Raw genomic sequence first — 18,489 nt, 5'->3', positions numbered from 1 at the left:
TATTTTTTACATAATCACTTTAAATCATCGCTTAATTTAGACTTAACTTCTTCTTTTGCAGACTCATTAAACGCTTGTTCTTTTGCTGCTTTTACTTGTCTTTCAATTTCTGCTTTAAGCTCTGCGATTTCATTGTTTAGCTTTGTAATTTTTTCATCATCATTAAATACTTGCACTTTATATTCTTTTGCTTCGTTGATTTTTTTAAGTGCATTGTATTTCATTTCTCCTTGCTCTTTTACTATATCATCAAACTTAGCAAAACTATTTTTTAATCTTTGCAGTATATTTGTATTATCATCTAAGCTAAACTCTTTTACTAAATCAAATCTTGTATCAACTCTATCGATTTTATCATATATAAAAAGCTCATATTTATTAAAGCTTTTTCTTTGATAATTTATATTTACTCCATCGTAACTTAATAAAAAATCGTGCGAATGTTGATTGCTCCTTAAATGCTCTTTTATAAGCTTATTTGTATCACTATTTTTAGGATATTCTTTACTACCAATTAATACATTCTCGTCTTCTTTAACATCAAGGCTTTTTATTAGTTTTTGCGTTTTGTTTGCCTTGCTAAAAAGTGCTTGATTTTTGCTTAGCATTTGCTCGTTATTAGTATTTGCAGCTTCAATTGCAGCTTTATTTTCTAATAGAGTAGCTCTTTGTTTCATCAGCTCGTGCATTTTAGTTGCTAATTCATTTCCATTAGCAAGGTTTGACATTGTTTCAAATGGTATATCTCCTGCAAAGTTTTCAGCACTATTTAAATTGCTATCTTTTGTAAAAAAGGTTCTTGATATATTTTGTTTATGTTTTAATATATCATAAACTTTAGCGTCAAAACTTTCTTTAAGTACATAGTTATAGCTTTTTACACTAAAATTATCATAGATTTGATTTAGTTCATTTCCTTGTCTTTCAGCTCTACCTAACGCTTGCATATAATCAGCCGCGTTCCACGGAGCGTCTATATTGTGTAATGCTACTATACGCTTTTGCACATTCACTCCAGCACCAAGTTTTTGTCTACTGCCTATTAGGACACGGACTTCTCCATCTTGCATTTTTTGTAAAGCTTTTGCTATTTCTTCATTTCTTTTGTTTTCATTTGTGATTTTGTCAAAATCTCTAATATTTATAATCTCGCTTTCTTTAAACTCACTGCTTTTTATTAGTTTTTGTCTTATCTCATCTTGCATAGCATTTGATTTATCTAAAAATACTATTTGAGTTCCCTTATCTTTTTGCCACTCTTTAGCAGTATTTATTATATTTTTTACTGCTGTATTGATTTTAGAATTTTCATCATCTAGCGTTCCACCATTAATTCTTATATCAATACTATCATTCATCCTTGCTGCGTTTAATTCTCCATTAGCAGCAAGTTTTCTCACATACACTTTATCGCTTGAAAATTTACCTTCATATTTTTCATTAAGTCTATTTTCTTCATACATTTTTTTATAATGTTCTAATCCTGCAAGTGCGTGGTCTTTGCCGTTTTGTAAGTCATTATAAAAACTAGCATATAATCTATTTCTAGCTTTATGTTCGCTTGTTGGCTCTATTGCCACCTCTATATGCTCAATATTAGGTGCTAAGCGTCTTAGCTTATCGTGAGCTATCAAATCACCGTTTTTAGCTCTTTCTTGCCAAAACTCTTTTAATTCTTTATTGCTCACATAATCCATTACGTTAAAAAGCATATTTTTAAGAGTTTTTATATTTACAATATCAGTTATTCTAGTTGCTTCTACTAGCTCATTTTTTGCGTTAGGTTCTAGCACAGTTTCAACTTTAGCAAAAGTATTTACAAAATCATCTAGCGAATGTATATTGTATTCGCCAAGCAATTCAGGTTTTAGCATTCTCATATATGAGTAAAGTTCTGTTATGCTGTTACTTAGTGGCGTTCCTGTTGCAAAAACGATATTTTTATCATTATCTCTTAAAAAGCTAGTTTTTATATACATATCATAAGCTATATCACTTGCTTTTTCGCTACCTAGTCCTTTTAAGTTTTTAAAACTTGAATAAAAGCTCATATTCTTAAACTTATGTGCTTCATCTACAAAAAGTGCATCTATGCCTAAATCATCAAAAAATACATTATCTTTTTCATTATTTGCGATTTCAAGTCTATTTTTTAGCTTAGCTTCGGCATTTTCCATTCTTAACTGCAAGTTCTTTATATTTATGTTTTCATTATCTCTTTTTTTAATTCGCTCAATTGTATCTTTTAGCTCTTGTATTTCATTTCTTATAAAACTAGCTTCATATTCAGCATTGATTTTTATATTTTTAAAATTATCGTGACTTATGATACATACATCAAAATCATTATATTTCATCATATTAAGAGTTCTTAAGCGATTTGCTTTATCAAACTTATCTATCATTAAGATTTTGCTATTTGGATACAAAAACTTAAACTCATTAGCAAATTGCCCTACCACTGCTTTTGGAGTTATTATCATACTCCTATTTGCTTTGCCAACTTCTTTTAGCTTCATTACACTACTTGCAATACTCATAGTTTTACCTAAGCCCATTTCGTGAGCAATAAAAGTTGCTTTATTATCAAGCACACGTGCTACTGCACTTTTTTGATGCTCGTACAAACTAATATCAGCATTCATTCCAGCTATGCTAATATGTGAGTTTTCATAAGATTTATTTATCTTAGCATTTAGCTTATATACGCTTTCTTCAATTTCATTTGCATAATTACTTCTTATGTAGCTATCAAACTTCAGCTTAATATCGCTTATTATCCCTTTTAAGGCCTGTGTTCCTGTATCGCTAACTACTAGCTCTTTATTTATGTATTTTTGTGCTATTACTTGTTTATTATTTAAAATAATATCAGCAAAATCGCTAATATCATAAGTTTTATATAAATCATCTACAAAAAGCTTGTGTTCTCCAAGCTCACTAAAAATTATATCAATCTTACTCGTATTTGGCTCTTTTATAATTTCTTTTATATTAGCTTTATAAGTATCGCTAAAAAAGTCTTTTATATATTTTTCTTTTATTATATTTGAGTTCATAGAAAAGCTAATATCATCTATTTTAATTCTTTCAGGCAAAGCATTTTCTAGTTTTTCAAGTGTTTTTGCTTGATATTCATCTAATGTTTTAGCGTTTTTAAAATCTGCTATTTTTTCTAACAAATCACCACTTAATAATTCATTTGTGTCTATTAATTCGCCTTTGTGATTTTTAAGAATTAATTCTTTATCTAAAAGCTCTTTTTCAATCTCGTTTGCACTAAATTTATTATCTAGCAACTCGCTTAAGCTTTTTGAAGAAAAAGCATAATTTTTATTTTGATTATAATAAAAAGCATCTACTATTGTTTCAGGCTTACTTTCTGCTCTTATTGGATTAAACACTCTTTTGTGAAAAATGTCGTTTTTATAGTATTTTTTTGTTTTTTCATCATAGCTAATTAATGCTTTTAGCTCATAAGCATAAGCGTCGTTTTCAAGTCCGTATTTAAGTGCGTGAGAGTTAAATATATTATCATTTTTTAGCTTTTTTGCTAAAACATCATAATCGTGATTTAGTTTAGTTCTAAGTAGATTTATAGTATCTAATTTAGCGTCGCTTAACTCTGCTTCTCTTAAAGAATTTAATGTAGTTCTTAAAGCTTTTATTTGCGGATAAAGTTCAATAAATTTTTTATAAGCACTTTTTCTTGTTTTATCAAGTTCATTTAGCTTTATTTCGCTATCATTAAAATATACTTTATTATCCTTTACATACACTTCGCCACTTCTTACTTCATCGGCGTTTTTATTATAGTATTCTCTAGCTTTTAGTAGTGGTTGGTCTAATTCTTTATTTATGATAGGATTTTTTTCATATTCATAGATTTTAACATCATCTAAATTAATTTTTATACCATCATTTGCATAAGCTTTGTCTAATGCACCACCACTAAAATAGTCTTCAAGCTTACCATATTGATTTGTTTTTTGGCTTTTACTTGCACCTAGTAAGTTTTGTGGGTATTTTTCATAAAAATTATTTAGCATATCATCTATATTTTGTCCTGTGCCTTTTTTTAGAAAAATAATATCAGTATTTACTTCGGTGTCTTTAAAAGCTTTATTTGGCACTTTCATCATCGTAACAAAATCAGCATTTTTGTATAAAAACTCTTTCATAGCATTATCCATATTATCAACGAATGAATGAGTTATTATCATACCTAGCGTTCCACCATCGTTTAAATCATCAATCATTTTTTTAACAAAAGCATTATGTATATTTAGCTCTTCGTTTTTATAAAAGGTCTTTATATTGCCATAGGGTGGATTTGCTAAGATAAAATTAGCCTTAGCAGTAGTTTTTATATAATCATCATTTATTAATTTTGATGATGGATAAAGTTGTTTTGTAAATTTTGCGATGAGTGGATTTAATTCTACTAGATTAAAGCTATATTCACTTTTTCCCCTAACGAATGCACCTAATCCGACGCTAGGCTCAAGGATTAAATCACCCTTATTTAAGCCTTGTTTTTTCATTATCTCATACATATTATTTACAATTGCAGTAGGGGTAAAATACGCATCTAGCGTAGCTCTTTTAAGCTCTTCTATCTCGCTATCATCTAAAAACTCTTTTAATTCTTTTAGATATTTACTATCTTCGCTAAATACTTTTTGTGCGTCTTTGCCAAATCCACTAAAAGAAGCTAACAATCTTTGCTCTTCTTCATTAGCAAGTCTATTTGTGTCTTCAAGCTCTTTTAATAATTTTAAGCTTTGTATATTTGTATTAATATTTGCTTTATTAATACCACCATCATAATTTTTAGCAACTTCGCTTAAAGTCCTTTGCTCTTTTGCTTCTTTTATGCTTTCGTTTAATGTATTTTCATCGCTTAAATCTTTTGTTATTTTCTGCTTAGCTTTTTTGTTAGCTAGATGATTTATTATTTCTTCTTTTTCTAGCTTAACGCTGTAGATAATATTCTTTTGGCTTCTTGCATATTGTTGTCGTACTCTTCTATCTCGTTCAAGTCTATTAGTATCAGTAGTCGCTCTAAATCGCTCATTACCATTCTTCTGCGATTTTGCTGCTCTTGTGTTTGTTGCGGTGGATAAATCTCCTCTGTTATCACTTGCCAATTCTGCGTTATCGTATCTAGTATCATCCATAGCTTTTGTTGCATTAACGCTATTAGCATTTCGTTGCTCTGATAATCTAGCCAAGTCGGTATCAGGTAACTGCTTAGATACTGTATTTGCCAATCGCTCATCTGTATTTTCTCGTATTCTAGTATCTGTTTTAAAAGGCTCTTTTCTTGTATCCCCCAAAGTTCCACTGTTAGGCTCTGCTGTTCTTCCTTCGGTAGTGATAATATCATCTCTTTTAACGCCATTAACTTGCGATAATTCGTTAAATCTATCATCTGCACTGAATTTAACACTTGTTGAATTTGTTCTTTCATCTAATAAATATCTCCTTTTGTAAAATTCTTCTTCATTATCATTTATTTTATTTATAAATTTCTTAAAATCCATTTTAAATATTTCATTATTTGAACCCAAAGCACCTAATTCATCAAACGGTTTTAGGGTCATTTTACTAGCTTCTTCTTTAGTAAAACCTGCATTTATTAAATCAACTTTATCTGAATTGTGATTAACATTATCTAAGTTTATTTTTTTTTCTTTTGCTTTTTTTAGTCTTCCTTTTGTGCTTTCTTTTATGATTTCTTCTTTTATATCCAACATTTTTTCTGTATCATCAACCATTTCTTTTAAAATGTTTGAATAAGCTAATTTGCTATCTTTTGCTAAATTATAGCTCGTTTTTAAATATTCGTTAAAATCATTTATGCTTTTAGAATGTTTAATGCCTTGTAAGATATGATATTGAAACGCAGCCTTTTTTCCTGCGTCAGTCCAAAACATATATTTTTTCATAGATTGCATAAATAAATTACTTAGCATAGTAAAAAATCTATGTTTAGGATTTTGGCTAATACCTTGCGATAATTGTTCTGTAGCATCTTTACTAATTGCTTTTAATATCTTTATATCATTTGCAAAAAACTTTGAATAAACATCAATTAGTTCTACTGCGTCTTTGCTAGTTTGCGATAAAAAGTTATAACCTTTTAAACTATCTGCTATTTTATCATACGCATAACTTTGCACTTCGCTAAGTCTTTGCGTAAAAACATTCTTACTTAAATTGCGTTCAATTATCGCAAATTCAATCTTTGCTCTTTGCTCATCACTTAGTTTTGATATAAAATTATGAAAATAATTTACTCCACTTTTATCTCTTATATCATTTTTTAATAAGTTTTCATAAGCATTTAAAAAAGCATTATTATCTAGCACTTCATCATTTATTGTCTTTTTTAAACCTATGGTATCATCTAATAATACTGATTTATAAAAGTGATAATCATCATTTACTGCTTTAAATTCTTTTGCTAATTCTTTGTGTCCACTTGTTTCAAGCTTTTCTAAATAATCATATATTTTACTATCTAAAATATCTTTTAAAGCTTTATAATCTTTTTTTAAAGCACCTTTATTTGTATTTGAATAATAATAATTATAAAGTTCTTTTCTAATTTCTATTAATTCATTAGCATTAAAACTTTTTAAATTATGCTTATCATCAAAAACGATATTTTCAAATCCCCTAAAAAACTTTTTTTGTTTTTGCTTACTTGTTAAGTGTGCTATATTTGTATCGCTTTCTAAAAAATTATTTAATAGCTTTGAAAATTCTTTTATATCAACTTTATGATTTTCATTTTTATCAATTTTCTTTATTTTTTCATAAACTTTTGTATAGTTGTTTTTAATCTCGTTAATATTATTAAAAATTATCTTGCTTATTTCTTCTTCACTAGTACTATCTTTTATTTGCCCTAAAAAATTATGAAGAGCTCTTGTGTGCGCTCCTATAATATTTTTTTCTAAAAGCGGTGCATAGCTTATATTTTTTTGTACTGCTTCAATTAAATTATCTACGCCTTGCTCACTTATTAATGCTTTTAATAGAATTTCTTTTTGCTCTTGTGTGATTTCTCTTTTTCCAATTCTACCTAAAGTATTTGTAAGTACTACATCAGCCATTCTTTCTCTTGTTTTTTGATTGTGTTGTAAATTGCTTAAATCAGCAAATTTATATTTTTCATTAGCATTAAGCAATACTTCATACACATCATCATCTATTTGTAAATCTTTTGCGTATGTTTTTGCTGAACCGATAGCTCTACCACCAACAAACTTTTTTGCCTTAGTAAATAAAGCACTACTAGGTATAACTTTTTTTGATACAACTTTTAATCCTTTACCCGCACCCAGTATAACTTTTTTTGATACAACTTTTAATCCTTTACCCGCACCCATTGTTGCTAAGTCTAAAGTTAGATTAGCAGCTAAGGTATTGCTTAAATGCCAAATGCGTTCAGCTGAACTCATATTAATATTTAAATAATTCAATGCACTATTTAAATCTAAATTAGCACCTGCTAATGCAGCTGCATTTGCTACTGCATAAAGACCAACTCCACCACCAAGATGAGCACCTGCAAAAGCACCGCCGATTGAACCCAAAATCTCATACTTATTAGCATTAGTTTTTTTCCAAAACCCAGCATCAATATCCATCTGCGTTATTTTACCTGTTATTAAGTTTCTTACTCCATATTCTCCATTTTCAAACTGCACTACCGAATAGCCATAATTATCTTGTAAATGTTGCGATAGCATTTGTATAGATTTTTCTTTTTTTTCGTTTAATTCATTTATGCTAGACTTATCATCATTTAAAAAAGCATTGCCAATATTTACAAAATCCTTAAATGTTTCTTGAACTACTAAATCAGTTTTTGCCCTAATATCTTGAATTTCATCTTCATCTATATTGTTTTGTTCTTTTAAAAAATCCTTAACACCTAAATATTTTTGCTCGTTTAAAACTTTTTTTTCTACATAATTGTTGTATAGTTGTATTACTTCACTCTCATCAACTTCATAATTAGATGATAAATTATTTAAAATTTTTTTAGTTTCATTTTGGTTAAGCCCATAAAATTCTTGATTATTTGTTGATTGTCTTACTCTTCCCACTTCACTAAATAAAACTTCTTTTATAGGCTTAAAATCATTTTTTCCTTGCTCTAAAACTACATTATCTAATAAGCCAGGTATTTTTTCTAAATCCTTATAATCGTTTTCTTTATGTAGATTTCTTAAATCACCTATACTTATATTGTATTTTTCTGATAGCTTGTTGTAATATTCATCATAATTATTAACCCCCTTAACACTATCATTGTTCGGCAATACATCTTTTTCTTTTAGTCCTATTTGTGCTTGTGAATTGCTTTCTTGTGTAGGTATTTGCGTAGGTGTTGTTGGCTCTTGTATTTTTTCTTGCGGGATTTTTTCTTGCGATGGGATTATATTCTTTAAATACTCGTTATTGCTTGTATCCATATCATTTATTATATTTTCTACTTGATTTTGTAAGTTTTGATTTTTTGCTTTTTTAATTATTTCATCTTTATAGGTTGGATTTTCATCTAAGAATTTTATTAACTCATCATTATTCACGCTCTACACTCCTTTAATTTTTAAAAGAGTTTAGCCTTTTGTAAAATTTAGTTTTAGTGCTATAATTTTAAAAAAGGAGTAAGAATGAATGCAATTATAGAAAAAGATGAAAACGGATATTATGCTTATGTACCAAACCTAAAAGGATGTGTTTCACAAGGCGATACTTACGAAGAAGCATTAAAAAACATAAAAGAAGCGACAGAATTATATTTAGAGAGTTTAAGTAATGAAGAAAGATTAAAACTTTTAAATGCTTTTATTTCAATAGTACCTTTGCAAGTTGGTAATTATGCCTGAATTGCCAATTTTAACCGCTAAAGAATGTGAGAAATTGCTTTTAAAAAATGGCTTTATTTTTGATAGACAAAAAGGTAGTCATAAGATATATTATAAAGACAATTTAAGAATGGTTTTGCCTTTTCATAGCGGCAAAAACTTGCACCCAAAAATAATAAAACAAGTTTTAGAACTTATAAAAAATTAATATTCTAAAGCTTCTTTTATGCTTAATGCAATTGCTTTTACAAGCGGCACTACTACGCTATTTCCTGCAGCTACATAAAGCTGTGTTTTAGATACATCTTGCGGGTAGATAAAATCACTTGGATAGCCTTGTAGTTTAAAGCATTCTTGTGGAGTTAATACTCTAATTTTTTCATCGCTTGTTTTTATAAAAGGCGTTTTTCCACCACCTTTACCCACACTCGCAAGCAAGCAAGGACAAACGTCATCAACGCTACATCTAACATCTTTAAAAGATATCGTATAGATTTTATCTTTTTTTATATCTTTTATTAGTTCATATTTTACATAAGTTTCATCTTTATAATATTTTTCATCCACTAAAGCAGAAAAATCTACGAAATCTTTAATACTTTTAGTTAAAGGTATTTTTTTTAAAGACTTATATTGTTTATAAGCCTTTTCATCTTTAAAGCCAATGATAAATATTCTTTCTCTATTTTGCGGAATGTTTGCGTATTCCTTTGCATTATAAATATTTATATGTAAGTGATAGCCCAATTCTTTTAAAGTATTCTTAATAATATCTAGCGTTTTACCCTTATCGTGATTTACTAAACCTTTTACATTTTCAAGCATAAAAGCCTTTGGATTTTTAAGCTTTATTATTCTAGCTAATTCAAAAAAGCAAGAACCATTAACCTTATCACTAAATCCAAGCTTTTTACCTGCAAGGCTAAAGCTTTGACAAGGAAAACCACCCACGATAATATCACAATCAGGAACATCGCTTACATCTTTTATATCTTTAACATCAACTTTATGCTTAAAAAAGTTTGCTTCGTATATTTTAGCAGCTTGTGGATTTATTTCATTCGCATAAATTATATTAAATCCTGCTTCTTTAAAAGCTAATTCTATACCGCCAGCACCTGCAAAAAACCCTGCAACTTTTAACATTTATCATCCTTTTTATTTTTAGAATAACTATTTGCTAAAAGTTAATTGGTGCTATAAATTTTATTGAAAAGTTAATCATTTTATGTATAATTTGCAAAATTTTTTATAAAGTTCTTTTAAAACTGCATTTTTAAATAATCAATTTTAATTTTATGAAAGGAGTTATTATGGGCTATGCACCTACTTATGCACTAAATCCAAATTTTAATATATTTAGTGATTTAAAAGAAATGATATTGGAAAAAATAAGTACAATTTTTTATATAGAAAAAGATAGCTCATATGTAAAAGAGCTAGAAGAATTATATAAACTTTCTGATATTGCTATTGAATCAGGAAAACTAACTTTTTATGTAGTTTCTACAAATGATATTGCTCCTAATGAAAAAGAAAAAATAAGAGCTAACCAATTTATTAATTTATTGAATGCAAATATATATAATATGAAAAACAATTTAGAAATACTAAAAGATGATAAAGAATTATACAAAAAGCTAGAAGATATTTATTATATAACAATAGCAGTAAGACAAGCCATATTAGATAGATTGGACCCATCATTCAATATTTTTGGAGCTATTGATGAAGAATATATATTGTCTGATGAATTTGATATTGTTGAATATGCAAAAGCTTGTTTAAAGGCTAATAATGAATAGCACTCAATTTAAGATTATTAAGGATTTTATGCAAGAAAAATCTAAGGAAATAACAAGCTCAGATAAAAGACAAGAAATCACTTTCATTAAAGAAAAAATATGTAGAGAGTTAATCTCACGATATAGTGAAATTGATGAACTTGCTAAAAAATATATCAAATTTAAAAACACAGGTATATCAGGACTATTAGCTGCTATTTTTGCTATTGATGTAAAAACTATGGATAATATTTTAATAGCTATGAGTGATTATCACAATAAAAGTTTTAAAGACATTAATGGTTGTGTAACTTGTAGAGTGAAGGGAATTGATTATTTTTAATTATTATAATTTCCAAAATAAAAATATTTTTACTTAAAATCTTTTTAATAAAAATTAATTTATAATGTTATTAAAAAGGAATTTGTATGTGGATTTTACTTTTGTTAATTCTTTTTATACCAGGTTTTTTTGAAATTATAATCGGAGCTTTTTTTTATTTATTTATCTTTATTATAGGTGTTCCTGTTTTTTATTTTAATGAACTAACAAATCCTAGTTATAAATTATTTCCTAGTATATTTGTAGGTTTTATTAATGCTTCTCTTTGTTTTGCTATGTACGCTTTTTTTTATAACTCTGGTGTTAAAATGCACTATCTTATAGGTTTAGGTTGTGCTTTGTTCTTTATTCCAATTATAAAAAGTTTTACACATAAAGAAAAAAAACAAGAAGAATGTAAAAAAACAATAAAAGAAGAAGATACTAATACAATAATGCCTAATTATTACGAACTGTTAGCTGTTAGTAAGACAGCTAATTTAGATGAAATTATAAATGCTTATGAGAATAAAAAGGAAATGTTGATTAATAAATATGGTACAGTTCTTAACGAAAAAGGCGAATTATTTTTTAAAGCTTATGCTACTCTTAGCGATGAAACAAGTAGAGCGAAATATGATGAAGAGTATAAACATTTTTTACATCAAAACATAGGAACTTATGAAAAATTAGTTCCTATGTTTAATAAAAATAAATACCTTTATACAAAGATAAGTACTGATATTTTAATAAAAAATAAGGAAAGTAATAAAGAATTGTATAAAATAGCAAAAGCTTTTGCTATTACACTTGTATTTATGGCTATAATATTTTTTCTAACAAAAGACTTTATAGATTAACTATAAAGTCTATTTTTTATAATCTTTGATAATTTTATTTTCTTGTTTATTTGAAACTTTATAAGCATTACTTAAATAATCATACATATTAAAGTTTAACTCTTTAGCTCTATTTAATTCATTTGTTTGTGAATTAATAAGCATAGTTTTGATATTGTTTAATTGATTATTTACATTTTCTATACTTAGCCAAAATTCGCTAGTGTCATCAAGTGCTTTATTTAAATAATCAACAGGCAATCTAAGTTTTTTTCCTCTATCACTAAAAAGATTTGATTTTAATAAATCCATCTTTTTTCTAAATTCATAAGCATTACCTTTACCAAATATATAACTACCATAATAAGAAACCTTACCTCCATTTACATTTGTTTTTTTTATCCATTGCTGTAACTCTTCAATATCTTTTATTAATCCTGCTGCATTAGATAAATTTTCTTCTACATCTTGAAAAAGATTTTTTTCTACAGCACTTAATTTTGAAGTATCAAAACCTATATTAGATTTTATATTTTTTACATTAAAATTACCAATAGGGGTATTCTCTAACATTAGCAGTTTTTCTTGTTGTTTTTGTAAGTTATATTCAAGTGCTTTAATATGATTGTGTATTGTTTTGACTTGGTTAGGTGTTAGATTTGTTTTTTCTAATTCTTGTTTTTTTTGACTTATTAAATTTGTAATTTTACTTATTTGATTTTGTGTATCATAAATCTCTGCTTCTTTTAGTTGTTTTTGATTGGAATAAGATTTATCTCCAAGTAATTGTCCTTGCAAATTAATGTGTTGTAAATTTTGTGTATCTAATTTAGCTGATTTACTAAAATATTGATTAGCTATTCTTTTTTTAAATAATAATTCGTTTTTAGTTTTTTTATCGGTTGAATTGTTAATTTCATCATCTAACATTTTTAAATAAACATTATTTCTTTCTAATGTATTCATACTAGAAAAATCGCTTCTCATTATATTTAACTCATTTAAATCACCTCTAACGCCTTTAAAAGCTTTATCCATTATATAATTATCATATTCCATCATAGCTGTTTGATTAGTGTGTCTTGCATTCGCCCATAAATTACTAGCACCTGCATTTGTTTGATTAATATCTGCTTGATACTTTTTAGGCATAAAATAAGATGTAGTTTGATTTTGTTTTAGAGCTTCTTTGTTGTTTGCAGTTTTTATTTGCTCTTGTGCGATTTTATCATCTTTTGTTTGTTTAGCTATATCTAAATCAATCGCACCTTTTTCTACTTGATTTGCTAGGTTCTCCGTGCCAAGCTTAAAAGCTCTTATTTTATCATCTTGGGTAGCTCTTTCGTACCCTAGTCTCAAATCACTTAAATCTATTTCATTTTGACTTAAGCGATTTCTTACATAATCGCTATACATTTTTTGAAAGCTATCTCCGATTGCCTGCCATTCGTTTTTATAATTAGCAGGGTTAGCTAATTGTAATAAAGAGCTATCTACATATTGTCCCATAATATTCTCCTTTTTAAATACATACTAATTCATCTTCAAGTTCGCTAGTAATTTCTAGCGTTGCCACCACTTGCCCTTGTTTTAGCTCATAATCATACTTTTTGCATAAATCATAAAGATTATCGTAAAACTCTTGAGTAGTTTTTGTGGAGTTATATACTCCTGTATAGTCTTTATCTACTACGCCAAGCAGAATACAACCAGACGTATCACCTAAAGTATTTCCGATATGTATTAAAATGTAGCGTTCTTTGCCTACATTTATATTGCTTACTCTAATTAATAAATTATTTGGATATTTTTTTGAGCCGTTTTTTTTACTTGGGCTATAATGTAAATCGCATTCATACACACCAACAGGAATTGCCATATCACAACCTGCTTTAGTTCCTACAATCAATTTTTCAAGTGAATTGCATTTATATATTAATTTATCATCATCATACAAGCTAAACGCACCAAATCTTCCGTGTGAGTTGAGCTTATATCTATTTAATTTAATTTTTATCATTTTTTATCCTTATTTATTTGAAATAATAATTTTTTCTAAATTATTTAATTTATCATCTATCTTATCAATGCGTACCTTTACGCCTACGCAAGTGTCTTTGACAAAAGAAAGACTTTGCGAATTTACCTCGTTGTTTTTTTCCAAATTTATTTTAATTTCTTGTAAAATTAAAACGATATCTTTATCCGTATCATTATTAACTTGTATTTCTTCTTTGAGTTTATCAATCAATGCAATTTGTCTTTCATTATTGACAATTTGCGATTTATTGGTTTTAAAGAATTGATATTCCCTAATTAAAAGTAAAAAGCCTAAAATACCAACAATGCCAAATTTTTCAAAGCTTTGCACTATTGATACTAAATGTAATATATCACTTTCCATACTCATTCCTAATTAAATTTATTTTATACACGCACTCTGTATAAGCTTCGTTTAAATCTAAAATAAAAAGTGCAAAATCAGCATTAGTTTGCATACTGTATTTTGCGTATTCAACGCTTTTTACATCAGTTAGTTGCTTTGGAATTAACTGCTTTACATATATTATTTTTTTTTGCGGACTGCAACCCGCAAAAAACATCAATAAAATAGGTATCAAGAGTATTTTTCGCATTTTTATCATTTGTAATCCTTTTTACATTTATATTTTTTTGTTCGCTTTGCTTTTGCTTAAAAACATTTAAATCATTATTGATTTTTTCTTGTTTTTTAATTTCATCTTCAAGCTTTTTTATTGTTATTGCATTATTTTCATTAATTAATGCAAGATTTTTATTTTCGTTTTTTAATAGCTTTATTTCATTGTTACTATAAAGCAACAACACAAGTAAAATTGCTATAAGGTAATAACTTATTGGATAATTTTTAAACATTTTTTTATCCAATGAAAAAAACTGCAAGCAAAATAAAAAATCTTTGCTTTGCTTTTACTTACCTCAAGCTCTAAAAGAGCTTCATAAAAGACCTTATCGGCTTCTTTATAAAATACATAGCTTTTTTTCTTTCTTGCAATATCGCACAAATAATCGTGGATGATTACTGCACTTAAATACTCTGGTGAGTTAGGCGGATAAAAACTCCATAAAAAACGTGGAATATTTGCACCATTTGTTTTATAACCACTCGGCACACAAATACTCCCTTTTTTGCTTTGGTAAATGTATTCTTGTACTAATTCAAACTTGTCTTTGCATATAGGTTTTATTATCACCCTTTTCATAAGATAAACTCCATTTCTTGAAGCTCATCAACAGTGTTAGCGTTTTTAATTTGTTCTTTGTAAGCCCAATATTTAGATGTAAATTCTTGCGTTCTTTGTGCGATTAGTAACGATAATGCTTTTAAATCATCTAGACTAAAAGCATTAAGTGAATTATCACTGCTTTTCCAAACAAAGTTTTCAGGCACTGTACCAACGCTAGAAAAAATAACCAAGCTTTGAGTAAGTAATTCTTTTGCTTTATTATCCGCTTGATAATATTTATCTTTATACAAAATATCAGCGTTTTCAATCTCTTGTTTTTTACGCTCTAAAAGTATTAAGAGCGTTTGTTTCTTTTCATTTAATATTTCATTTTTATCAATATGAAAATCAAAAGAAAATTTACCATCTATTTTACTTACCTTGCAACTTGCATTGCTAACTAAATGCTCTACTCCGCTAAATTGCAGCATTTCGTTTTTGTTTAATTCATAAGCGTTTAATTCTTGCATTCTTTTAATTTCTTCTTCACAAGTAGTGTTTAAAATTACATATTCGCCATCAAGCTCTAAAACAAAAATTTTCATTTTTATCCTTTCTTTATTTTTTTTATTATTGGTACGCAAAAACCATATCATCATTTCTTGAGATGTTTATAATTACACTTGTTGCGGTCGGTATTATTACGGCACAAGGACCAGCATCAGCTGTAGCACCTAAACAGTATCTATCAGGTCTTTGTCTTGATAAATTAATTCTATAATCATCAGAGCCTGATTTGACATAAAAGTTAATATAAGTATTCCGCTCACCTGCCATTTGATGAGTTAGGAAAATAGGCTTGTTAATCTCTACAGGTGCAAGTGTCCAATCACCAAGACCTCCTTTACTACCTATCTTTTTATATGGAGTAGTCGTACTTGCTCCATATAACAAAAGCCCTTTCGAGCTGGGTTTATTTGCTATAACATTTGAAACAGCACACTGATTAAGATTTATAGTTCCATTAAGACTAGCATAAGAGCCTCTATTAAGATAGATAAAACGAGCAGGATTATTTTTACTCAAGCTGATATTGCTTATTTCACAATTTGAACCTTCTTGAAGGTATATGCAATTGTTAGTACAATTACTATAACTAGTATTCCAACACATTGCTGAGCTTACTCCATTAAATAAGATAGCTTCCCATAAAAAACCATCAAAACTTGAACTAAGTATTCTTATATGAGAATGATAAGTTTTAAGGGCGCGATAGGCAATTTGATTACCTAAAAAATCACAATTTGTTATTTCTATATATGAATTTTGACAACTATGCAATAAATTTATTTTTTTTGTTGTTGCAAGGTGTGATTTAAAAATTACATCTCTTATAATTACATTTGATTTTATAATATTTATAGGTATTATCTCTTCAGTTCCATTTCCCCAAGCCTTACAGTCATAATTTATAGTATGTTTTCCATTGGCTTTTTTTCCATTTATAATAATGGTACAATTTGGATTGCAATAGTTTGTTTGTCTTACAATAGTTATATCACTTACTAAATTTAATTGTAAGTAATAATCTTGCCAATCACCAGCACAAGTAGCGCTTAATTTAGCTGCGTATTTGAATGCCGAATTTAAATCAGTAAAGTCTCCATTAACACCAACAGTTTTTACAATTCTAGCATTAGCTAGAATTGGTGTTTGGCTAATTTCTGCCTTTGTATTTAATAAATTATTATTTTCTTTTTTTGTGTAATAAGCACTTAAATCATCTTTACTAGCTTTCTTATCATTTAAATCATTGCAATATGCTTCGGTTTTTATAAGTCTATCGTTCAATTCTTCGCCTTTAGAATTTAGATAGTATTGCTCTAAATCCGTATTATTTGCTTTAGTATTAGCTAGATTTAAAATATCTGTTTTTAGTGGCTCTAAATCTAAATTATTTGCTTTAGTATTAGCTAGATTTAAAATATCTGTTTTTAGTGGCTCTAAATCTAAATTATTTGCTTTAGTATTAGCTAGATTTAAAATATCTGTTTTTAGTGGCTCAAGCTCTAACTTATTAGCCTTGTTTGTTTGTAGCTTTTCAATCTCATTATTTGCTAAGCTTAGTAATTCATCGCTTTCAAGCTTTGTATAATAATTATCAAGCTTTGCGTTTTGCTCTGTTAAGAGAGCTTCTAAATTAGCCTTGATTGTATCAATTTCGGCTTTTGTATTGATTGCAATTTTTAAGGTGTTATTAGTTGTTTTTAATGCTGCTAGTACTTCTTCAATACTTCTGCCATTGAGAGCGATTAGCATCTTATCAAGTGTAGCAATGTTGTTTCTTATCTTTAGTTCTAGTTCTTCGTTTTTAGTAAATGCTAGATTATAATTATTTTCTAGTGTTTGCATCTTAGCAATGTATTCATTAAGTGTATTTTCAAACCAAGTAGCTTTATTGAAAATCTCTTCAGCCTTAGACATTAAACACTGGCTTCTTTTTCTCATTTCTTTAATTTCGTTTGCTATCTGCAAACATCTTGTTTTAGCAGCTTCAATACTTTCTAAAGTATTGTTTAGTTCTATTTGCTTACTTGCTAAGCTCTCATTTAGTGTATTTGCTCTTGCTAAGCTTTGCGTAAGCCCTTTTAGAGCTAAATCGCAATCATTTTTATATGCTTTAGTAGCTAAAATTACAGCTTCTTTAATAGCGTTAATCTCGGCTAATAATTCGGTATTTTTAGTATTTAGCTCAGTATAATTTGAGATTTTACTATCTACATTTTTTATAAGTGCTGCTTCTTTTGCTGCTATATTATTAATGCTTTTAAATAGTGCTTTTACTTCGGCTTGATTTTGTTCTATCTCATCAAAAAACACTCTTGCGTTAGCTAATTTTTCGTTTATATCATCTAAATTAAGCTTAGTTCTTTCATTGTAACTTGCACTTGTTTTTAGCTCGTTTTCTAGTGTAATTTGCACTGATAATATATTTTTTTCTATCAACATACTTTGATTATGTATGTTTTTAATCTCATCATATCCTATAACAATACTTTTTAACATTTCGCTTAAACTTGTTGGATTATTTGTCATTATTTATCCTTTCTAGCAAAAATTCTTCCAAGTCTTTTTTGTATTTATCATCTATTTCATCGTTAAAAAGGAGCAAGTAAGAAGAGTTCTCTTTTAGTAGTTCTTTATCTACTAAGAAAAAATCTAAAGAATTTATATTAAATAAAGGAATATTTATGTAATTATCAAAAGTTGTAAATGTACCATTACCGTCGTAGCAATAATATACATTGTTAAACTCATCAGTGTAAAACTCATCAACCCTTAACTTAACAAGGTTATTTTCTACATTGATAGTTTCTTTAAAAAAAGGATTTTTTAGTTTTAATTTTTTGGCTTTAGTTACTACTTCTCTTTGCATTTTTGCTCCTTAGC

Annotated in this window: 15 protein-coding genes; 5 read left to right on the top strand and 10 right to left on the bottom strand. The window is 27.7% G+C overall.

The window, feature by feature from the left end; translation table 11 throughout:
* Positions 1-14: 14 nt before the first annotated feature.
* Entirely contained in the window at positions 15-8,609 is an 8,595-nt protein-coding gene (locus CCANL266_RS04290) for an SNF2-related protein (protein ID WP_172231869.1), read from the bottom strand.
* Positions 8,610-8,693: 84 nt separating this feature from the next.
* Between CCANL266_RS04290 and CCANL266_RS04285 the strand changes: the two genes are divergently transcribed.
* Positions 8,694-8,909 (top strand): type II toxin-antitoxin system HicB family antitoxin, encoded by a 216-nt coding sequence (locus CCANL266_RS04285; protein WP_172231866.1) that lies wholly within the window; start codon positions 8,694-8,696, stop codon positions 8,907-8,909.
* A complete protein-coding gene (locus CCANL266_RS04280) occupies positions 8,902-9,096 on the top strand; it encodes a type II toxin-antitoxin system HicA family toxin (RefSeq protein WP_172231863.1) in 195 nt (64 codons plus the stop codon). Before CCANL266_RS04285 ends, CCANL266_RS04280 begins: the two co-directional genes overlap by 8 nt.
* Here CCANL266_RS04280 and dcm read toward each other — a convergent pair.
* On the bottom strand, positions 9,093-10,034 hold the full coding sequence (gene dcm / locus CCANL266_RS04275; RefSeq protein WP_172231860.1) for a DNA (cytosine-5-)-methyltransferase: 942 nt from the start codon (positions 10,032-10,034) through the stop codon (positions 9,093-9,095). The two genes, CCANL266_RS04280 and dcm, sit on opposite strands and share 4 nt — an antisense overlap.
* Positions 10,035-10,186: 152 nt before the next feature.
* Here dcm and CCANL266_RS04270 point away from each other — a divergent pair, with 152 nt between their 5' ends.
* From CCANL266_RS04270 to CCANL266_RS04260, 3 genes are all read left to right on the top strand, one after another.
* A complete protein-coding gene (locus tag CCANL266_RS04270) occupies positions 10,187-10,693 on the top strand; it encodes a hypothetical protein (protein WP_172231857.1) in 507 nt (168 codons plus the stop codon).
* Positions 10,686-11,015: a hypothetical protein gene (locus CCANL266_RS04265; RefSeq protein WP_172231854.1), complete on the top strand. Its 330-nt coding sequence runs from the start codon at positions 10,686-10,688 to the stop codon at positions 11,013-11,015. Before CCANL266_RS04270 ends, CCANL266_RS04265 begins: the two co-directional genes overlap by 8 nt.
* 86 nt (positions 11,016-11,101) lie before the next feature.
* Positions 11,102-11,854: a hypothetical protein gene (locus CCANL266_RS04260; protein WP_172231851.1), complete on the top strand. Its 753-nt coding sequence runs from the start codon at positions 11,102-11,104 to the stop codon at positions 11,852-11,854.
* A 9-nt stretch (positions 11,855-11,863) separates the two neighbouring features.
* Here CCANL266_RS04260 and CCANL266_RS04255 read toward each other — a convergent pair whose 3' ends face one another.
* The 8 genes from CCANL266_RS04255 to CCANL266_RS04220 form a co-directional block, all read right to left on the bottom strand.
* Complete coding sequence (locus CCANL266_RS04255) at positions 11,864-13,342, bottom strand: hypothetical protein (protein WP_172231848.1); 1,479 nt, start codon at positions 13,340-13,342, stop codon at positions 11,864-11,866.
* 13 nt (positions 13,343-13,355) lie between these two features.
* Positions 13,356-13,853: a DUF5675 family protein gene (locus tag CCANL266_RS04250; protein ID WP_172231845.1), complete on the bottom strand. Its 498-nt coding sequence runs from the start codon at positions 13,851-13,853 to the stop codon at positions 13,356-13,358.
* A gap of 9 nt (positions 13,854-13,862) precedes the next feature.
* On the bottom strand, positions 13,863-14,237 hold the full coding sequence (locus CCANL266_RS04245) for a hypothetical protein (RefSeq protein ID WP_172231842.1): 375 nt from the start codon (positions 14,235-14,237) through the stop codon (positions 13,863-13,865).
* Between the two features lie 125 nt (positions 14,238-14,362).
* Entirely contained in the window at positions 14,363-14,728 is a 366-nt protein-coding gene (locus CCANL266_RS04240; protein WP_172231839.1) for a hypothetical protein, read from the bottom strand.
* A complete protein-coding gene (locus CCANL266_RS04235; RefSeq protein ID WP_172231836.1) occupies positions 14,707-15,075 on the bottom strand; it encodes a DUF1353 domain-containing protein in 369 nt (122 codons plus the stop codon). Before CCANL266_RS04235 ends, CCANL266_RS04240 begins: the two co-directional genes overlap by 22 nt.
* Positions 15,072-15,644 carry a DUF4376 domain-containing protein gene (locus tag CCANL266_RS04230; protein ID WP_172231833.1) on the bottom strand — a complete coding sequence of 191 codons (573 nt, stop codon included), beginning with the start codon at positions 15,642-15,644 and terminating at the stop codon, positions 15,072-15,074. Before CCANL266_RS04230 ends, CCANL266_RS04235 begins: the two co-directional genes overlap by 4 nt.
* A 25-nt stretch (positions 15,645-15,669) precedes the next feature.
* Positions 15,670-18,135 carry a coiled-coil domain-containing protein gene (locus CCANL266_RS04225; protein WP_172231830.1) on the bottom strand — a complete coding sequence of 822 codons (2,466 nt, stop codon included), beginning with the start codon at positions 18,133-18,135 and terminating at the stop codon, positions 15,670-15,672.
* Complete coding sequence (locus CCANL266_RS04220) at positions 18,125-18,475, bottom strand: hypothetical protein (RefSeq protein WP_172231827.1); 351 nt, start codon at positions 18,473-18,475, stop codon at positions 18,125-18,127. The genes CCANL266_RS04225 and CCANL266_RS04220 overlap by 11 nt, the downstream gene beginning before the upstream one ends.
* Positions 18,476-18,489: the final 14 nt, after the last annotated feature.

The sequence above is a fragment of the Campylobacter canadensis genome (assembly GCF_013177655.1).
Taxonomy (GTDB): domain Bacteria; phylum Campylobacterota; class Campylobacteria; order Campylobacterales; family Campylobacteraceae; genus Campylobacter_E; species Campylobacter_E canadensis.
Note: the sequence above shows the minus strand (reverse complement) of the source record. Positions and strands in the feature narration are given on the sequence as shown.